The following is a 14,551-nucleotide window of genomic DNA, read 5'->3' as shown; positions in this document are numbered from 1 at the left end:
TAAGGGGTTTCATGGGGGTAAATGATGTCCTGGATAACACGAAGACCTACCAGGTGGGCCGCGTCACTGTACGATCAGCACCCATACCGTACATACCGATTTGCAGGGAGGCATACATGCGTACCATCCACCACTACGTCAATGGCACGTTATTCGAAGGGACATCCGGCCAAACCCAGGACGTATTCTGCCCATCCACCGGCAAAGTCCAGGCACAGGTCGTTCTGGCAAACAAGGACGACGTGAACCACGCAATCGCCGAAGCTGCCAAGGCACAACCCGCATGGGGCAACACCAACCCGCAGAAGCGCATCCGTGTCCTCAACCGCTGGCTGCAACTCATCACCGAAAACATGGATGAGTTGGCGCGCACCCTCGCGCTCGAGCACGGTAAGACCTTCCCCGATGCAAAGGGCGACATCCAACGCGGCCTCGACGTGGTGGAGTTTGCACTCGGCGCCCCGCACCTTCTCAAAGGTGAATACTCCACGCAGGTCGGCACGGGTATTGACACCTACTCTATGCGCCAGCCACTCGGCGTTGTTGCAGGTATCACCCCTTTCAACTTCCCGGCAATGATTCCGCTTTGGAAGGCCGGCCCGGCTCTGGCGGCAGGCAACGCGATGGTGCTCAAGCCATCCGAGCGCGACCCATCGGTACCGGTTCGCCTAGCTGAGCTCTTTGTTGAAGCCGGCGGGCCGCAGGGAGTTCTGCAGGTAATCCACGGTGGCAAGGAAGCAGTAGACGCCATCTTAGATTCCGAGATCATCCAGGCCGTTGGATTCGTCGGTTCTACCCCAATCGCGCAGTACATCTACAGCCGCGCAGCTGAAACCAACAAGCGCGCACAGTGCTTCGGCGGTGCAAAGAACCACGCGATTGTTCTGCCGGATGCAGACATTGAGGCAACCGCTTCCGCGATTGTCGGCGCTGCCTTCGGCTCCGCCGGTGAGCGGTGCATGGCTTTGCCGGTTGTTGTCCCAGTTGGCCAGGAAACCGCCGACAAGCTCGCCGCATCGATTGCCGAGAAGGCGCGCGCGCTCAAGGTTGGCCACTCGTTGGACCCAGAGTCCGACTACGGTCCGCTGGTTACTCAGGATTCGCTGGATCGAGTCAACCGCATCGTCACAGAGGGAGTCGAGGCAGGGGCCAGCTTGCTTGTCGACGGCCGCGAGTGGACCTTCGCCGACACATCCTTCGACGGCGAATCCCTCGCCGAAGGTTTCTACGCCGGCCCAACGTTCTTCGATAACGTCACAACCGACATGGACCTCTACAAAGTCGAGATTTTTGGGCCGGTCCTGGCAATGGTGCGGACAAATACGCTTGAGGAAGCCACCGCTCTAGCAACCAACCACGAATACGGAAACGGCGTAGCAATCTTCACCCAAAACGGTGGCGCAGCCCGCGAGTTTGCCCGCAACGTCCAGGTCGGCATGGTTGGCATCAACGTACCCATCCCAGTGCCTATCGCCTACCACACATTCGGCGGCTGGAAGGCATCCGGCTTTGGCGACCTGAACCAGCACGGACCAGACTCCTTCCGCTTCTACACCAAAATCAAGACCGTCACGCAGGCATGGCCTCAGGCTGAAGATGCTGGCCCACAGTTCACCATGCCGCTGATGAACTAGTCGACTCCATTTCAACGAAAAGGAAAAGAACAATGAGTACAATTGCGTTTATCGGTTTGGGAAACATGGGTGGTCCGATGGCCGCCAACCTGGCCAAGCATGGTGAAATTGTCCGCGGCTTCGATGTTGTCGATGAGGCCCGTGCGCGTGCGAAAGAGCTAGGCATTGAGGTGTTTGAGTCCGCCGAGGATGCCGCCCAAGGCGCTGACATCGTCTTCACGAGCCTTCCCAACGGTGGGTTGGTGAAAAAGGTCATCATATCGCTGTTGGAGACTGACCCGACGCCGAAGATCTATGTCGACCTATCCACCATCGCGGTCGAAGAAGCACTGGAGGTTTCCGATCTCATTACTAAGGCGGGCTCTCGCTTCTTGGACGCACCCGTCTCCGGTGGCATAACTGGCGCACAGGCTGGCACACTTGCCTTGATGGTCGGCGGGCCAGAGGATCTATTCAACGAGGTCAAGCCGATTCTTCATTACATTGGCAAGTCTGTTACGCACACCGGGGACACAAGCACCGGCCAGGCTGTGAAGGCCTGCAACAACATGATTCTCGCCATCCAGCAGATCGCGGTTGCTGAAGCGCTTGTACTTGGCCAGCGACTGGGCTTGTCGCCGCAAGCATTTTTCGACGTGGTGTCAAACGCAACTGGAAATTCCTGGTCATTATCCGTCAATGCACCGGTGCCTGAAATCGTTCCGACCTCGCCGGCTAACAACGATTTCAAACCAGGGTTTGCAGCCGCACTCATGCTCAAAGACCTCAAACTTGCTATGGCTGCGGCGGATCACACCGGTACGGACACCGTGCTGGGACGAATCGCTACTGAGCAATTCACTGACTTTGTTGATGAAGGCCACGGAGGGCTAGACTTCTCCGCCATCATCAAAGCAGTTGAAAGTAGGAAGGCCTAGTCCGGCGGTTACGTGCCGTCGATAATCTTTTGCACAATCGGCGCGTAATGTTCAACCAACGATTGCGTCGAATGCGCCTCTACACCAGCGTTACCTAATCGACGCATCAACGAAAGCCCCACCAGCAACGCCATCGCGGACTGCGCACGCAGTTCAGGTGCCGGATGCGGGTGGGGCGCTTCCGTGCGTATCCGATCCGCCAACACTTCGATCAAATCACTGCGAACTCGCGAGCCAATAGCTGTCAGGCTTTCATCCTCTCCGCTGGCCACCGATATGGTGCGGGCAATGGAATATGGCGCGTGCACAGGCGCTGAAAGCGTCTCAATAATTGAGGTCTCCCCTAGCTTTTCAAACGGCCCGGCGAAGAGCTTCAGGGACGAATCCTGGAAGTCTACGGTTGCAGCAAACAATCCTGGTTTACTGCCGAAGTGTTTGACTACCAATGCGACTGATACGCCAGCTGCGGTAGCAACGTCCTTCAATGAAACGTTTGCGTACGTGTTCTGGCTGAAAAGGCTCCGCGCTTCGACGAGGATGCGATCTCGGGCGGATTCCACCATGATTCTCGGCCTCCTTGTTGCGAGCAATAGTAATCGATTGCCCCGGGTAAAAAGGCGAAAACGAGGTAAGCCGAAACAACATCGGTTTACCTCGAAATTTGAGTGCGGATTAAACGCCCAACAGTGTCCAAGCACCGACCATGATGAGCAAGGTCGTAAGCGGGATGACGATTGTGACTACAGCGATGTCCTTGTACGACAGTTTGTGTGTCATGCCGCAAACAATCAGCATGGTCAGCACTGAACCGTTGTGTGGCAGCGAATCGAAGGAAACGGAAGCCATTGCAGTAATGCGATGCATGAGCTCCATCGATATGCCCTGTTCGGCAGCCATTTGTGCAAGCTGGGTACCGAGAGTCTCCATAGTGATGGACAATCCGCCGGACGAGGAGCCCGTGATACCGGAAATTACGGCGGTGGAGACCGTGGAAACCAACAATGCGTTGTCCGAGATGTTGAGCATGTTCTCTTTCACAATGTTAAACACCACAAGGGAGGCGATGACTGCTCCGTAGCCAACCTCTGACGCTGTAGTGAGACAGGGCAGGATGGCGTTTTTCGCTCCGTCGGAAAGCTCGCTGAGGCTCTTTTTGACCCTGGACGGGAACATGGCGATGATCACAACTACCGCAAGTGCCAAAGCAATGGTTGGTGACCAAATTCCCATCAGCGCATCGATATTTGTTTTTCCGTACTTATCCTCCGCAAGGTAGTTCGTATCTAGTAGGCCTGCGACAACGTAGACCATTGCGAAGTTAGTAGCGACCACAACCAGGATCGGCAGCAGGCCCATCAGGCCCTGAACGGCGATGGACGGTTCAGCATCAGACTTAGCTCGCGTGCCAATACGGCCACCGGATTGACCTTCGAAAGATTCGCCACCGATTTCAACCTTGACGTCGTTGTTGTCTCCGATCCCAGGCGGTGTCTCAACGATATTGCCGGCCTTATCTATTGGGTCGTAGCCTTCGCCAGCACGATTGAGCTGTTTGATGCGGAACTCCAGCCACACTGTTCCAGCTACAAACATGATCACCGATGCGACGAGACCAAAGACCGGCGCCGCGTAGACGTTTGTACCGAAGTAGCTAGTAGGAATTGCGTTGTGGATCTGCGGAGAGCCCGGCAGGCCCGCTAGCGCGTAGGTGATGGTTCCAAACGCGATCGCCGCTGGCATAAGGCGTTTTGGAACGTTCGCCTCCCGAAACAGGGCGGTTGCAATCGGCACGATGGTAAACGCCACAACCCAAGCTGAGACGCCACCATACGCAAGCAGTGAAGTTGCCACCACAGTCGATAGCATTGCGCGCTTAGGCCCGAACAACGCGGTGATGCCGCGCGCGAGGTATCTGGCCAGGCCCGTGGACGTCATGAGGTAGCCAAATATTGCCCCGAACATAAACAGCGGGAAATATTTGGTTACGAAGCCCCCAAGTGCGGGCATGAAAATCTGTGTGTAGGTACCCATGATGGGTTGACCTGCGAAGAGCAGCGCAATCAGTGAGGCAAAGGGGGCAACGACTACTACTGAGTGACCGCGATATGCGAGGACAACCAGGATGACTAGTGAGAGCAGGACACCCAGAAACGAAATGACCATTCGTACTCCTTGGCGAGGCAGCTGTTAACTTGCCGAGACTGTAAATCACAGCGCCGTTGACCAAAGCTACCTTTGGTAAGTCAAATCACCATTCACCCCTATTGTGTCGGGCATTACACGGCCCAAGCTGGTGGTGAAAGCTTACGCGTGTTCCTGGTGAGGGGTGAACGTGGTTCACTGACCCTTCAGTGCGCTCTTACCAGCCGCGTTCCGCCAGACGGTGCGGCGCTGGCAGGTCATTGACGTTGATGCCAACCATGGCCTCGCCCAAGCCGCGGGACACCTCGGTGACCGTTGCGATATCCTGCCAGTTGCGCGTGGCCTTGACCACGGCTTTTGCGCGCGCCTCCGGGTTGCCGGACTTGAAAATGCCGGAGCCCACGAAAACTCCATCGGCACCGAGCTCCATCATGAACGCGGCATCCGCCGGAGTGGATACGCCGCCGGCAACCAGGAGCGGGACGGGCAGCTTGCCGTGCTCTGCCGTCTTGGCAACGAGATCGTACGGTGCTTGCAGTTCCTTTGCGGCAACGTAGAGTTCGTCGCGGTTGTTATGCCACATGGCGGTCAACGCGTTGATCTCGCCGTTGATTTTGCGGATGTGCTTAACCGCCTCGGATACGTCACCGGTGCCAGCCTCACCTTTGGAACGGATCATGGCGGCGCCTTCATTGATGCGGCGAAGTGCCTCGCCGAGGTTGGTTGCACCGCAGACGAATGGCACGTTGAAGCCGCGCTTGTCAATGTGGTTGACGTAATCGGCGGGGCTTAGAACTTCAGATTCGTCGATGTAGTCCACCCCGAGGTGTTCGAGGATGCGCGCTTCCATAGCGTGGCCGATGCGCGCTTTGGCCATGACTGGGATGTTGACGGAGGAGATGATGCCGTCTATCAGGTCCGGGTCGCTCATGCGTGCCACGCCGCCCTGTGCGCGGATGTCTGCAGGGACTCGTTCGAGGGCCATGACGGCGACCGCGCCAGCGTCCTCCGCGATTTTTGCCTGTTCAGGGGTGACCACGTCCATGATCACGCCGCCAAGGAATTGTTGGTTTAGTTCAGAAATATCAGCCATAGACACACCTTGCCGCGGCAACTGGTAAGTTCCAAGGGCCAGTTAGGTGTAAATTGTTTGTACCAGTGAGGGCATTGTGCTTATCGACGTCTCCCCCGCCAACCCCCAACCCCTACCGGCCCAAATAGCCGCCGCGGTTCGGGCAGCCGTGGCTGAAGGGACTCTTCGTCCTGGAGATACCGTGCCTTCAACCAGGGCGCTGGCAGCGCAGGCGAACGTATCGAGGGGAACGGTCGTCTCTGCTTATGAGCAATTGGTCAGCGAAGGCTACCTGCTCTCTTCACAAGGTGCACCAACACGCGTGCACCCGGATCTGGTTCTTGCACCGCATACGCCACACTGCAATCAGGGCGATGGCAAGTCGAAGAGTGAGGAGCGCCGAAAGAAGCGCAAGCAGGAACTCATCTCGTTGAAGCCTGCGCCCGGGACAGCTGGTTCAATCCGCCCGGCTGCGTGGCATGCGGCATGGCGAGAGGCTGCAACTAGTTCGAGTGGGCGGATTGATAAGGCTGGTCAGAGCGAGTTGCGTGAGGCGATCGTGGAGCATCTCCGCGTTGCTCGCAGCCTTGCGGTGGATCCAGCGAACGTGGTGGTCACTGGTGGTTCCCGCGAAGGTTTGATGTTGATTTTGCTCACGCTTGCTTCCCGCAGTTCTGCGCGGTTGCGTATTGGCGTTGAAAACCCAGGGCATCCCGGCCTACAGCGGGTTATTGAGGCTGCTGGACATCAAATAGTTCTGTGTCCCACGGATAGTAAGGGGGTGTGCATTGATCTCTTACCCGCTACGTTGGATGCGATCCTTGTTACCCCTGCGCACCTATATCCCCTGGGCGGTGCGATGCCGGTTGCTCGCCGGTCGCAGCTTCTTCGTTGGGCGTCTGAGACGTCCACGCCGATTATTGAGGACGACTTCAACTCAGAGCTTCGCTATCGCACCGCCCCACAGCCCACCCTGGCAGCTATTGCTGGCGACGGCGCGGATGTATTCACACTCGGCACATTTTCGACCTTGCTGTCTCGCGAGCTTGCCGCAGGCTATGTTGTTGCCTCAAACTCTCAGGCAGAGGCGCTGGGGCGCACACGCCAGGTTTTGGGAATGCCGGTCAGTGCGGTCACTCAACGGGCAATCGCGTCGCTACTTCGCGGTGGGTACGTCCGTCGTAACACCAAAGCGACCCACGCCAGGCTCGCGAAGCGACGCGTGATCTTGGAAAGCCGTGTGTTACCCGCCCTTGCCCAGGTCGCCTCACTTGCTCAGCTTTCCGACGGCACCGGCGCCGACCTCATCACCCACTTCCCCACCCGCGCGCACCGTAACCACTTTGCAAGCGTGCTGGCTCGTGTCGGGTTCGAAGCTGGCCACGTAGACACTGCGCTGACAATGAGTTTCGCGCACCTGTCAGACCAGGACTTCAACCGAGCAGTCGATGCCATCGTTGACATAGCCGGTTACGCCGAGCCCGAAACCACCTCAGCGGAAACAACGCGCTGACCGTGACGCCCAGTGATTCGAGCCCACTCATCTGGGTTCGCTGTGTTCGGGAGGTCCTCGCTTTCATCTTGTTCCGCACGAACCGCGAGCCGCAAGTGCTCTGCGCTCACACCAACGTGATCAGTGCCTTTGTGCTTAACGTCCTCAGTACTAGCGCCGCCAGCATCGCTGGAGTTTGAAATGTGGTCCTTGATCGCTAGCTTCTTGGCACGGTCAACCACATTGGCGATCATCGCGCCGGAGACAAAGTCGTGGTAGTGGAGGGTTTCTGTGGTGGCGTCGGCAAGCGTGAGGCGTACAAACGGACGAGGAGCGTACATCGCCTCCACCGCAGCATTGATAAGGTCGCCGGGTGAGGATGCAAGCGGGATGTCGCTCGTAATGTATCGGGCGAAGATATCCGCAGCCTCATCTCGGTTCGGGCGGGACACCCTGATTTTGATGTCCAGGCGACCAGGACGCAAAATCGCTGGGTCAATGAGTTCTTCGCGGTTGGTCGCGCCGATGACAATGACGTTTGCAATATCTTCAACGCCGTCAATCTCCGTAAGCAACTGCGGCACCACCGTGGTCTCCATGTCGGAGCTCACTCCGGAGCCACGGGTGCGGAAAATCGACTCCATCTCGTCGAAAAACACGATCACTGGGCGACCATCGGACGCCAGCTCACGAGCACGCTCAAAAATGAGTCGAATACGACGCTCCGTCTCACCCACGAACTTGTTCAACAACTCTGGGCCCTTGACGTTAATGAAGTGAGCTTGCCCGCCGTCGCCAATACGCTGCGACAACGAATTAGCCACAGCCTTTGCAATCAACGTTTTACCGCAACCCGGAGGCCCGTACAGCAACAACCCTTTCGGGGGCGATAGGTGATACTGCTGGTACAACTCCGGATACGCAAACGGCAGCTCAACAGAGTCCTTGATTGTCTCGATCTGCGATGACAGACCACCAATGTCCGCGTAAGTCACGTCCGGCACTTCCTCAAGGGAAAGCTGGTTAACCTCGGTCTTCGGGACGCGTTCAAATGCAAACCCAGACCTTAAGTCCACCAGGACGGTGTCACCAGCGCGGGCCTGTGACTGCAAAGGCTCAGTCAGACGCACTAAGTGCTCAGTACCTTGCTGATCGGCCACAACTGCACGCGTGCCACCAATCTTCTCAATGAGGGTGGTTAACTGCCCAGTGGTGTCGTAGGAGCAGGCTTCGACGATGACGGTTCCGTCGCCAAGCCTGACCAGCTTGCCCGGCTTCAACGAATCCGGCGCAACCGTCGGTGCAATCTTGACCCGCATCTGCCGACCCGAGGTATAGATCTCAGCCTCATGATCCTGCGGCGCCGGCTCAAGGTAAATGCCGTAGGTCGACGCAGGCTCCCCCAGCGCCTCCACTTGGGCGTAGAGGCTATTGAGTTTGTCGCGACTCGACTTCAGTAACTCCGCAAGCTTGGTGTTGCGCTCAGAGATATCCTTGTTCTCACGCTTCAGTTGGCGTAGTTCCGGCCCGAAAGCATCGTCAGTGATCATGCCTCGAGCATAACGAGATTACCTACGCGCCCGACGCTGCGGCCTCGGCGGAGCCACTCCATCTGCCAATCGGCGCGTCCACACCAAGAACGCAGTGTGTGCGTTCATGCGGTGCTCCGGACGCGTTGCCAACCCTTCCACCTTCCACTCGCGCAGCAGGGTTTCCCACGCGCGCGGCTCTGTAAAACACTTCGCCTCACGGATAGTCTCCATGATGTTCATCAGCTGCGGCACCGTAGCCACATACGTCATGAACACACCACCCGGAATCAGCAAGTCCTTCACAGTGTCAATGAAGTGCCACGGCTCCACCATGTCCAGGATCAGACGATCCACCGGCCCGCCGAGATCATCAACGGTCACCTCGCCGAAATCCCCCAAGCGCGGGGTCCACCACTGCGGCTCAGAGCCGAAATACTCGGCAACGTTGTTGCGGGCAAACTCCAAATGGTCATCGCGGATCTCATAGGAAAACACGCGCCCCTCCGGACCAACCGCGCGAAGCAGCGACATGGTCAACGCACCCGAGCCAGCCCCAGCCTCCAGCACGCGAGCGCCCATGAAGATGTCGCCCTCAACTAGAATCTGCGCAGCATCCTTGGGGTAAATCACCGCAGCACCACGAGGCATCGACAGTACGTGGTCGACCAGCAGGTGACGGAAGCACAGGTAATCTGCGCCAAGGGTTGACTGGACTACGCTGCCTTCATCAGCGCCGATGATGTCGTTGTGTTCCACAATGCCCTTATGGGAGTGGAACTGGCCGTCGGGAACAAGTTCAATGGTGAAGTGACGACGCTTCGCGTCCGTGAGCTGGACCTTATCGCCCGGTTGGAATTTGCCCGAATACATTTATGCCCCTTTGTAGTACGCCGTTAGCGCCGCCTCGAACCAGGCTTGGTCTTGCAAACCAACCAGTTCCCGTGCTGAGTGCATCGAAAGTAGCGGCACGCCGACATCTACCGTAGGGATTCCAAGGCGTGTGGAGGAAATCGGCCCAATCGTCGACCCGCACGGCACAGCATTGTGTCCGACAAACGTCTGGACAGGGACCTCAGCCGCAGCACATGCTCGGTGCCAGAGGGCCTCCGTCACCGCATTCGACGCGTAGCGCTGGTTCGCGTTGATTTTGAGTACAGGGCCGCGATTCATCAGCGGGCGGTGCGTCGGATCGTGCTTTTGCGGATAGTTCGGATGCACGGCATGTGCTGCGTCAGCCGAAATCACGGACGATGCCGCGTAGACATCCAGCGGGTCACCCATTTCCCCCGCAAGCTTGGCTAGCACTCGCTCCAGCAGCGGCCCGCCAGCGCCGACCGCGGTGGCCGATCCGATCTCCTCATGATTGAACGACGCGAACACCAGCACGTCTCCGTCTGTCGACGCATTAGTCACTGCAGCTAGGAACGCACGCGCAGAGGCGTGCACGCTGGACAAGTTGTCCAAGCGTCCTGCCGCCAGAAGATCCCCCATCACTGCCGGAGCTTGCGTATCAACGGCGATGAGATCGTGCGAAACAATACGCTTCGGGTCAACGCCTGCGGCTTGACCCAAAATGTCCACCATGGGAGTATCCACGCACAACACTGGCTGCATGTGGGTCTGGCGGTCTATCTCAGGAGCATCACTGCGGTAGAGGTGAATCGCCAAGTTAGGAACGCGGGCGATGGGAGGGGTGGTGGTGAGGTGCGACGTGGCGTCGTCAAGAACTATGCGCCCTGCGAACGCCAGCTCTCGGTCAAACCACGACTGCAACACCGGCCCGCCGTACACCTCAACCGCCAGCTGACGAAAACCCTCACCAGCAAACTCCGGATTCGGCTTCAACCACAGACCCGGCGAATCCGTGTGCGACCCAACAATGCGAAAACGCGAGTTAGCACGCTCCGGCACCCACCAGGCGATCACCGAACCATCTTGAACGATGACGTGCCCACCTGGGGTGGTATCTGAATCTTCGGCAAAACCAGCATCAATAAATGCGCTGCGAACAACGTCGGCTGCGTGGAACGCACTCGGGCTGGCCGTGATGAATTCTGCAAGGCTACGCATGGTTCCACCCTAGCGCTGCGCTATGGTGGGCAACGATGACGCTCGCATTATCCCCGTCGCGCGCAGGCGACTACCAGCAATGCCCTCTGATGTACCGGCTTAAGGCCATCGACAAAATTCCTGAGCCAAAAACCATCCACCAGGTGCGAGGATCTCTCGTGCATGCGGTGTTGGAAGAAATGTTCACCTGGCCGCGAGACCAGCGGACTTATCCGGCTGCGGTGAAAGGGCTGCGACCTGCGTGGGCACGGCTTCAGGAACTCGAACCCGCTTGCGCCGAGCCGGTTGAGGACGAAATGCAGCTGTTTATCGACGCCCGCGCTCTCCTTAAAGGCTACTTCCACATGGAAGGACCGCAGCAATTCGATCCACATGCGCAAGAGATGCGTGTCGAGTCCGTCCTGCCAAACGGCGTGCCGGTGCGTGGATTCATTGACCGAGTCGATATCGCAAAATCAGGCGAAGTGCGGGTAGTGGACTATAAGACTGGCAAGATGCCGCCGCCACGGTTCGCAGACAGCGCGCTGTTCCAGATGCGTTTCTATGCGCTGGTGTACTGGCGTCTCTTCAACGTTATTCCAGCGCAGCTGAAGCTGATGTATTTGAAAGTCATGGACTCTATCGTGATCCAGCCTTCGCGCGAGGAGCTGGAATATTTCGAGCGCGACCTCGGCGACCTGTGGGCCAATATCGTCGCCGATGGAAAGAACGGCACGTTTAAGCCAAAAACGTCCAAACTTTGTGGTTGGTGCTCGTTTCAGTCACTGTGCCCAGAGTACGGAGGAACGCCGCCACCTTATCCCGGATGGCCCCAAGTTTTTCAATAACAAGCACTGAGTTTTCAATAAGGGCCTGATTCTGTGGATAACTTCTACCGCTTACCTATGGTTATCCACAGGGGACGAAAAACCTATTGACCAAGGGTTGACCGCCATCTACTTTGCTGGCCATGAACCCATTTGAACAGTTTTTACACGCACCAACCATAGACATCCTTGAGTGGTTTGACCGCGACCAAGCGATCGCAGCGGGCTACGACAAGGCCAAAGTTAATGAATGGGCGAAGCTCCAGGAAATCTATTTCGGCCCCACTCAGCAACGACGACAGCAAGAAAAAGCACGAGACAAAGCCCAGCGTTCAAAGCTGAATTTAGACCAACTGGCCATGCTTGAGCGACGGCTACGCACGATCAAAGACAAGCGCGCGCGAGACAAGCTCCGCATCCAGCTGCTCAGTGCACGCGGCACCTACCGAGCGCTGGCAGATCGCGCAAAGGCCGTGATCCCTCAAGCGCAGCGCAAAGCGACGCCACAGGTGACGTTTTCAAAGTCCCGTGACAAGTTGCGAACCGTCACGTTCACCGCTGATGAGCACGAGCTTGCGGATTTGGAGCACGAATGCACTTCGGGCCTCGACCCGAACAAGCCGGCGATGCCGCAAATGGTGAAACGTTTACTGGCCGTGTTGCGCGGCGGTGGCGTCGGGCGCGCTGTTCGGCGCCCAATGATCTTGGTGCCGCTCAATGAGCACGTGAAGATTCTTGCTGGTCAAGGCGATGACACAATCCTTGGCCTTAGTGATGGGACCACCATCACCGGCGCCGAATATCTTGCTGCGCAGCACGGCAAGGACCTTGAGGTCGGACTCTTCCACCCTCAGGAAGGACCTGTGAACCTATACCGGACGAAGCGCCTGGCAAACCAAAAACAGCGGGATTTAGCGCGTCTTGTCATGCCAGTATGTCCGGTGCCGGATTGTCGCCATGGTTCAGAGGCATGCGAATTGCACCACATCACCTCCTGGCAATCAGGCGGTGAGACAAATTTGAGTAACTTGGCGCCGCTTTGCCGCTATCACAACCGAGTTAATGATGATGATCCGTCGCGCAAGAAACGGGGTCGCATCGAAAATATCAACGGGACCCCGACGTGGGTGTCACCTAACGGTTACCCGGTGCCGAATCGGTATCACCCGTTTGGGGCGATGCGGCAGCTCTTCGGCACCGCGAAGACCTAAAGCACCCCTAGAACAGGCCGGAGATGATGCCGTCGCCGTCAACATTGATGTTGTTGGCGGCAGGCACCTTGGGAAGGCCTGGCATGGTCATTACGTCTCCAGTCAGGGCAACGATGAACCCTGCGCCAGTACGCGGCAACAGGTTGCGTACGTGCAGAGTGTGGCCGGTTGGTGCGCCAAGTTGCGAGGGGTCGTCGGAGAACGAGTACTGCGTTTTGGAAATGCACACCGGTAGGGTGTCCCAGCCGTTTTCCTTAAGCGTCTGCAGGTCTTTCAGCGCTGCCTGGGAGTATTGGACCTCCTCGGCGCGGTATACCTCGCGTGCGATGGTTTCGATGGCGTTTTCAATGCCGTCGGCTGGGTCGTACAGCGTGGTTGACTGGTTTTCGGTGAGGTTGTCCAGCAGGGTACGAGCTAGGTCCTCAGCACCTTCGCCGCCCTTTTCCCACACCTTGGCAATTTCTAGTGCGATACCCTTCTCACGTGCCCAGTTACGGACGTAGTCGCGCTCGGCATCGGTGTCGGTGACAAAGTCATTAAGGGCAACTACTGGGGTGACGCCGAACTTGCGCAGGTTTTCTACGTGACGCTCGAGGTTGACAATGCCGGCGGCGATAGCGTCGAGGTTTTCCTCGGAGAGCTTTTGCTTATCGACGCCCCCGTTGTACTTCATCGACCTAATCGTCACCACGATCACGGCACCGGCGACATCCAACTCTCCAGCGCGTGCCTTGATGTCGAAGAATTTCTCAGCGCCAAGGTCGGAGCCGAAGCCTGCTTCGGTGAGCACGATATCTGCGTACGCCTGTGCGGTACGGGTGGCGATGAGCGTGTTGCAGCCGTGTGCAATGTTGGCGAACGGGCCGCCGTGGATAAACGCTGGGGTGCCGCCGAGTGTTTGCACCAGGTTGGGGTTGATGGCGTCCTTCAGCAACGCGGCCATGGCGCCTTCGGCGTTGAGCTGGCTCGCGGTAACCGGCTTCTTGTCGTACGTCAGGCCGATGGTGATGTTGCCAAGGCGACGCTTCAGGTCGTCCAGATCAGTCGCCAGGCCAAGGATCGCCATGATTTCGGAGGCTGCGGTGATGGTGAATCCTGTTTCTGTCGGCACGCCATTGCCCGGCCCACCAAGACCCGTGACCACGTTGCGCAGCGAACGATCGTTGACATCCAAGCAGCGCTGCCAAGTGATCCTGCGCGGGTCAATGCCTAGTTCGTTGCCTTGCTGAATGTGGTTATCTACTAGCGCTGCGAGCGTATTATTGGCCGACGTGATGGCGTGGAAGTCACCCGTGAAGTGCAGGTTGATATTTTCCATCGGCACTACCTGGGAGTAGCCTCCACCAGCAGCTCCGCCCTTAATACCCATCACGGGCCCGAGCGACGGTTCACGCAGCGCCACGATTGCGTTCTTCCCCAATCGCGCCAGCGCATCCGTAAGGCCAATCAAGGTTGTGGACTTACCCTCGCCAGCTGGCGTTGGTGAAACGCCGGTAACCAGCACTAGCTTGCCAGGATTGTTTTCCGGCACCTGGGTGATGTCGACCTTCGCCATATAGCGGCCGTACGGCACTAGGGCGTCGGCCGATACACCTGCGCGATCAGCGATGTCCGTGATGGGGTCTAGAGTGTGAGCTTGAGCAATTTCAACATCGGTCCTCATGAACCCCAAGAA

Annotated in this window: 11 protein-coding genes and 1 pseudogene; 5 read left to right on the top strand and 7 right to left on the bottom strand. The window is 57.8% G+C overall.

What is annotated here, in order from left to right; translation table 11 throughout:
• The first annotated feature begins 116 nt into the window (after positions 1-116).
• Both HMPREF3101_RS02210 and mmsB read left to right on the top strand, forming a co-directional pair.
• Positions 117-1,634 (top strand): CoA-acylating methylmalonate-semialdehyde dehydrogenase, encoded by a 1,518-nt coding sequence (locus tag HMPREF3101_RS02210; RefSeq protein ID WP_070462276.1) that lies wholly within the window; start codon positions 117-119, stop codon positions 1,632-1,634.
• A 32-nt stretch (positions 1,635-1,666) separates the two neighbouring features.
• Positions 1,667-2,551, top strand: coding sequence for a 3-hydroxyisobutyrate dehydrogenase (gene mmsB / locus HMPREF3101_RS02205; protein WP_070462275.1), 885 nt, complete (start codon positions 1,667-1,669; stop codon positions 2,549-2,551).
• Between the two features lie 8 nt (positions 2,552-2,559).
• Here mmsB and HMPREF3101_RS02200 read toward each other — a convergent pair whose 3' ends face one another.
• The 3 genes and pseudogenes from HMPREF3101_RS02200 to pdxS form a co-directional block, all read right to left on the bottom strand.
• Positions 2,560-3,114, bottom strand: a complete 555-nt coding sequence (locus HMPREF3101_RS02200; RefSeq protein WP_070462274.1) for a TetR/AcrR family transcriptional regulator — start codon at positions 3,112-3,114, stop codon at positions 2,560-2,562.
• A gap of 109 nt (positions 3,115-3,223) precedes the next feature.
• Positions 3,224-4,714, bottom strand: coding sequence for a GntP family permease (locus tag HMPREF3101_RS02195; protein WP_070462273.1), 1,491 nt, complete (start codon positions 4,712-4,714; stop codon positions 3,224-3,226).
• A gap of 211 nt (positions 4,715-4,925) precedes the next feature.
• Positions 4,926-5,786, bottom strand: a pseudogene (pdxS, locus tag HMPREF3101_RS02190) (pyridoxal 5'-phosphate synthase lyase subunit PdxS); the annotation flags it as partial.
• Between the two features lie 76 nt (positions 5,787-5,862).
• On the opposite strand from pdxS, the gene HMPREF3101_RS02185 reads away from it, so the two are divergent.
• The gene (locus HMPREF3101_RS02185) at positions 5,863-7,278 is read left to right on the top strand and encodes a MocR-like pyridoxine biosynthesis transcription factor PdxR (RefSeq protein WP_083280028.1); all 1,416 of its coding nucleotides are present in this window, start codon (positions 5,863-5,865) and stop codon (positions 7,276-7,278) included.
• On the opposite strand, the gene arc is transcribed toward HMPREF3101_RS02185, so the two are convergent.
• The 3 genes from arc to HMPREF3101_RS02170 are packed head-to-tail and all read right to left on the bottom strand — an operon-like array spanning position 7,236 to position 10,859.
• A complete protein-coding gene (gene arc / locus HMPREF3101_RS02180; protein ID WP_070462271.1) occupies positions 7,236-8,807 on the bottom strand; it encodes a proteasome ATPase in 1,572 nt (523 codons plus the stop codon). The genes HMPREF3101_RS02185 and arc overlap by 43 nt on opposite strands.
• Positions 8,808-8,825: 18 nt before the next feature.
• Positions 8,826-9,659, bottom strand: coding sequence for a tRNA (adenine-N1)-methyltransferase (locus tag HMPREF3101_RS02175; RefSeq protein ID WP_070462270.1), 834 nt, complete (start codon positions 9,657-9,659; stop codon positions 8,826-8,828).
• Entirely contained in the window at positions 9,660-10,859 is a 1,200-nt protein-coding gene (locus HMPREF3101_RS02170; RefSeq protein ID WP_070462269.1) for a M18 family aminopeptidase, read from the bottom strand.
• A gap of 35 nt (positions 10,860-10,894) precedes the next feature.
• Between HMPREF3101_RS02170 and HMPREF3101_RS02165 the strand changes: the two genes are divergently transcribed.
• Together HMPREF3101_RS02165 and HMPREF3101_RS02160 are read left to right on the top strand one after the other, a co-directional pair.
• On the top strand, positions 10,895-11,686 hold the full coding sequence (locus tag HMPREF3101_RS02165) for a RecB family exonuclease (RefSeq protein ID WP_070462268.1): 792 nt from the start codon (positions 10,895-10,897) through the stop codon (positions 11,684-11,686).
• Positions 11,687-11,808: 122 nt separating this feature from the next.
• Positions 11,809-12,876, top strand: coding sequence for an HNH endonuclease signature motif containing protein (locus HMPREF3101_RS02160; protein ID WP_070462267.1), 1,068 nt, complete (start codon positions 11,809-11,811; stop codon positions 12,874-12,876).
• Between the two features lie 7 nt (positions 12,877-12,883).
• On the opposite strand, the gene HMPREF3101_RS02155 is transcribed toward HMPREF3101_RS02160, so the two are convergent.
• Positions 12,884-14,539: a formate--tetrahydrofolate ligase gene (locus tag HMPREF3101_RS02155; RefSeq protein WP_070462266.1), complete on the bottom strand. Its 1,656-nt coding sequence runs from the start codon at positions 14,537-14,539 to the stop codon at positions 12,884-12,886.
• Positions 14,540-14,551 lie beyond the last annotated feature (12 nt).

Source organism: Corynebacterium sp. HMSC29G08 (genome assembly GCF_001806875.1).
GTDB lineage: Bacteria > Actinomycetota > Actinomycetes > Mycobacteriales > Mycobacteriaceae > Corynebacterium.
This window is presented reverse-complemented; position numbering and strand designations above follow the sequence as displayed.

What these genes read in the sequence shown, in the direction of transcription:
- HMPREF3101_RS02165 (WP_070462268.1), top strand. Translation starts at nt 10,895, where the DNA reads ATGACGCTCGCATTATCCCCGTCGCGCGCAGGCGACTACCAGCAATGC.
- HMPREF3101_RS02155 (WP_070462266.1), bottom strand. Translation starts at nt 14,539, where the DNA reads ATGAGGACCGATGTTGAAATTGCTCAAGCTCACACTCTAGACCCCATC.
- HMPREF3101_RS02170 (WP_070462269.1), bottom strand. Translation starts at nt 10,859, where the DNA reads ATGCGTAGCCTTGCAGAATTCATCACGGCCAGCCCGAGTGCGTTCCAC.
- HMPREF3101_RS02160 (WP_070462267.1), top strand. Translation starts at nt 11,809, where the DNA reads ATGAACCCATTTGAACAGTTTTTACACGCACCAACCATAGACATCCTT.
- HMPREF3101_RS02175 (WP_070462270.1), bottom strand. Translation starts at nt 9,659, where the DNA reads ATGTATTCGGGCAAATTCCAACCGGGCGATAAGGTCCAGCTCACGGAC.
- HMPREF3101_RS02200 (WP_070462274.1), bottom strand. Translation starts at nt 3,114, where the DNA reads ATGGTGGAATCCGCCCGAGATCGCATCCTCGTCGAAGCGCGGAGCCTT.
- arc (WP_070462271.1), bottom strand. Translation starts at nt 8,807, where the DNA reads ATGATCACTGACGATGCTTTCGGGCCGGAACTACGCCAACTGAAGCGT.
- mmsB (WP_070462275.1), top strand. Translation starts at nt 1,667, where the DNA reads ATGAGTACAATTGCGTTTATCGGTTTGGGAAACATGGGTGGTCCGATG.
- HMPREF3101_RS02195 (WP_070462273.1), bottom strand. Translation starts at nt 4,714, where the DNA reads ATGGTCATTTCGTTTCTGGGTGTCCTGCTCTCACTAGTCATCCTGGTT.
- HMPREF3101_RS02210 (WP_070462276.1), top strand. Translation starts at nt 117, where the DNA reads ATGCGTACCATCCACCACTACGTCAATGGCACGTTATTCGAAGGGACA.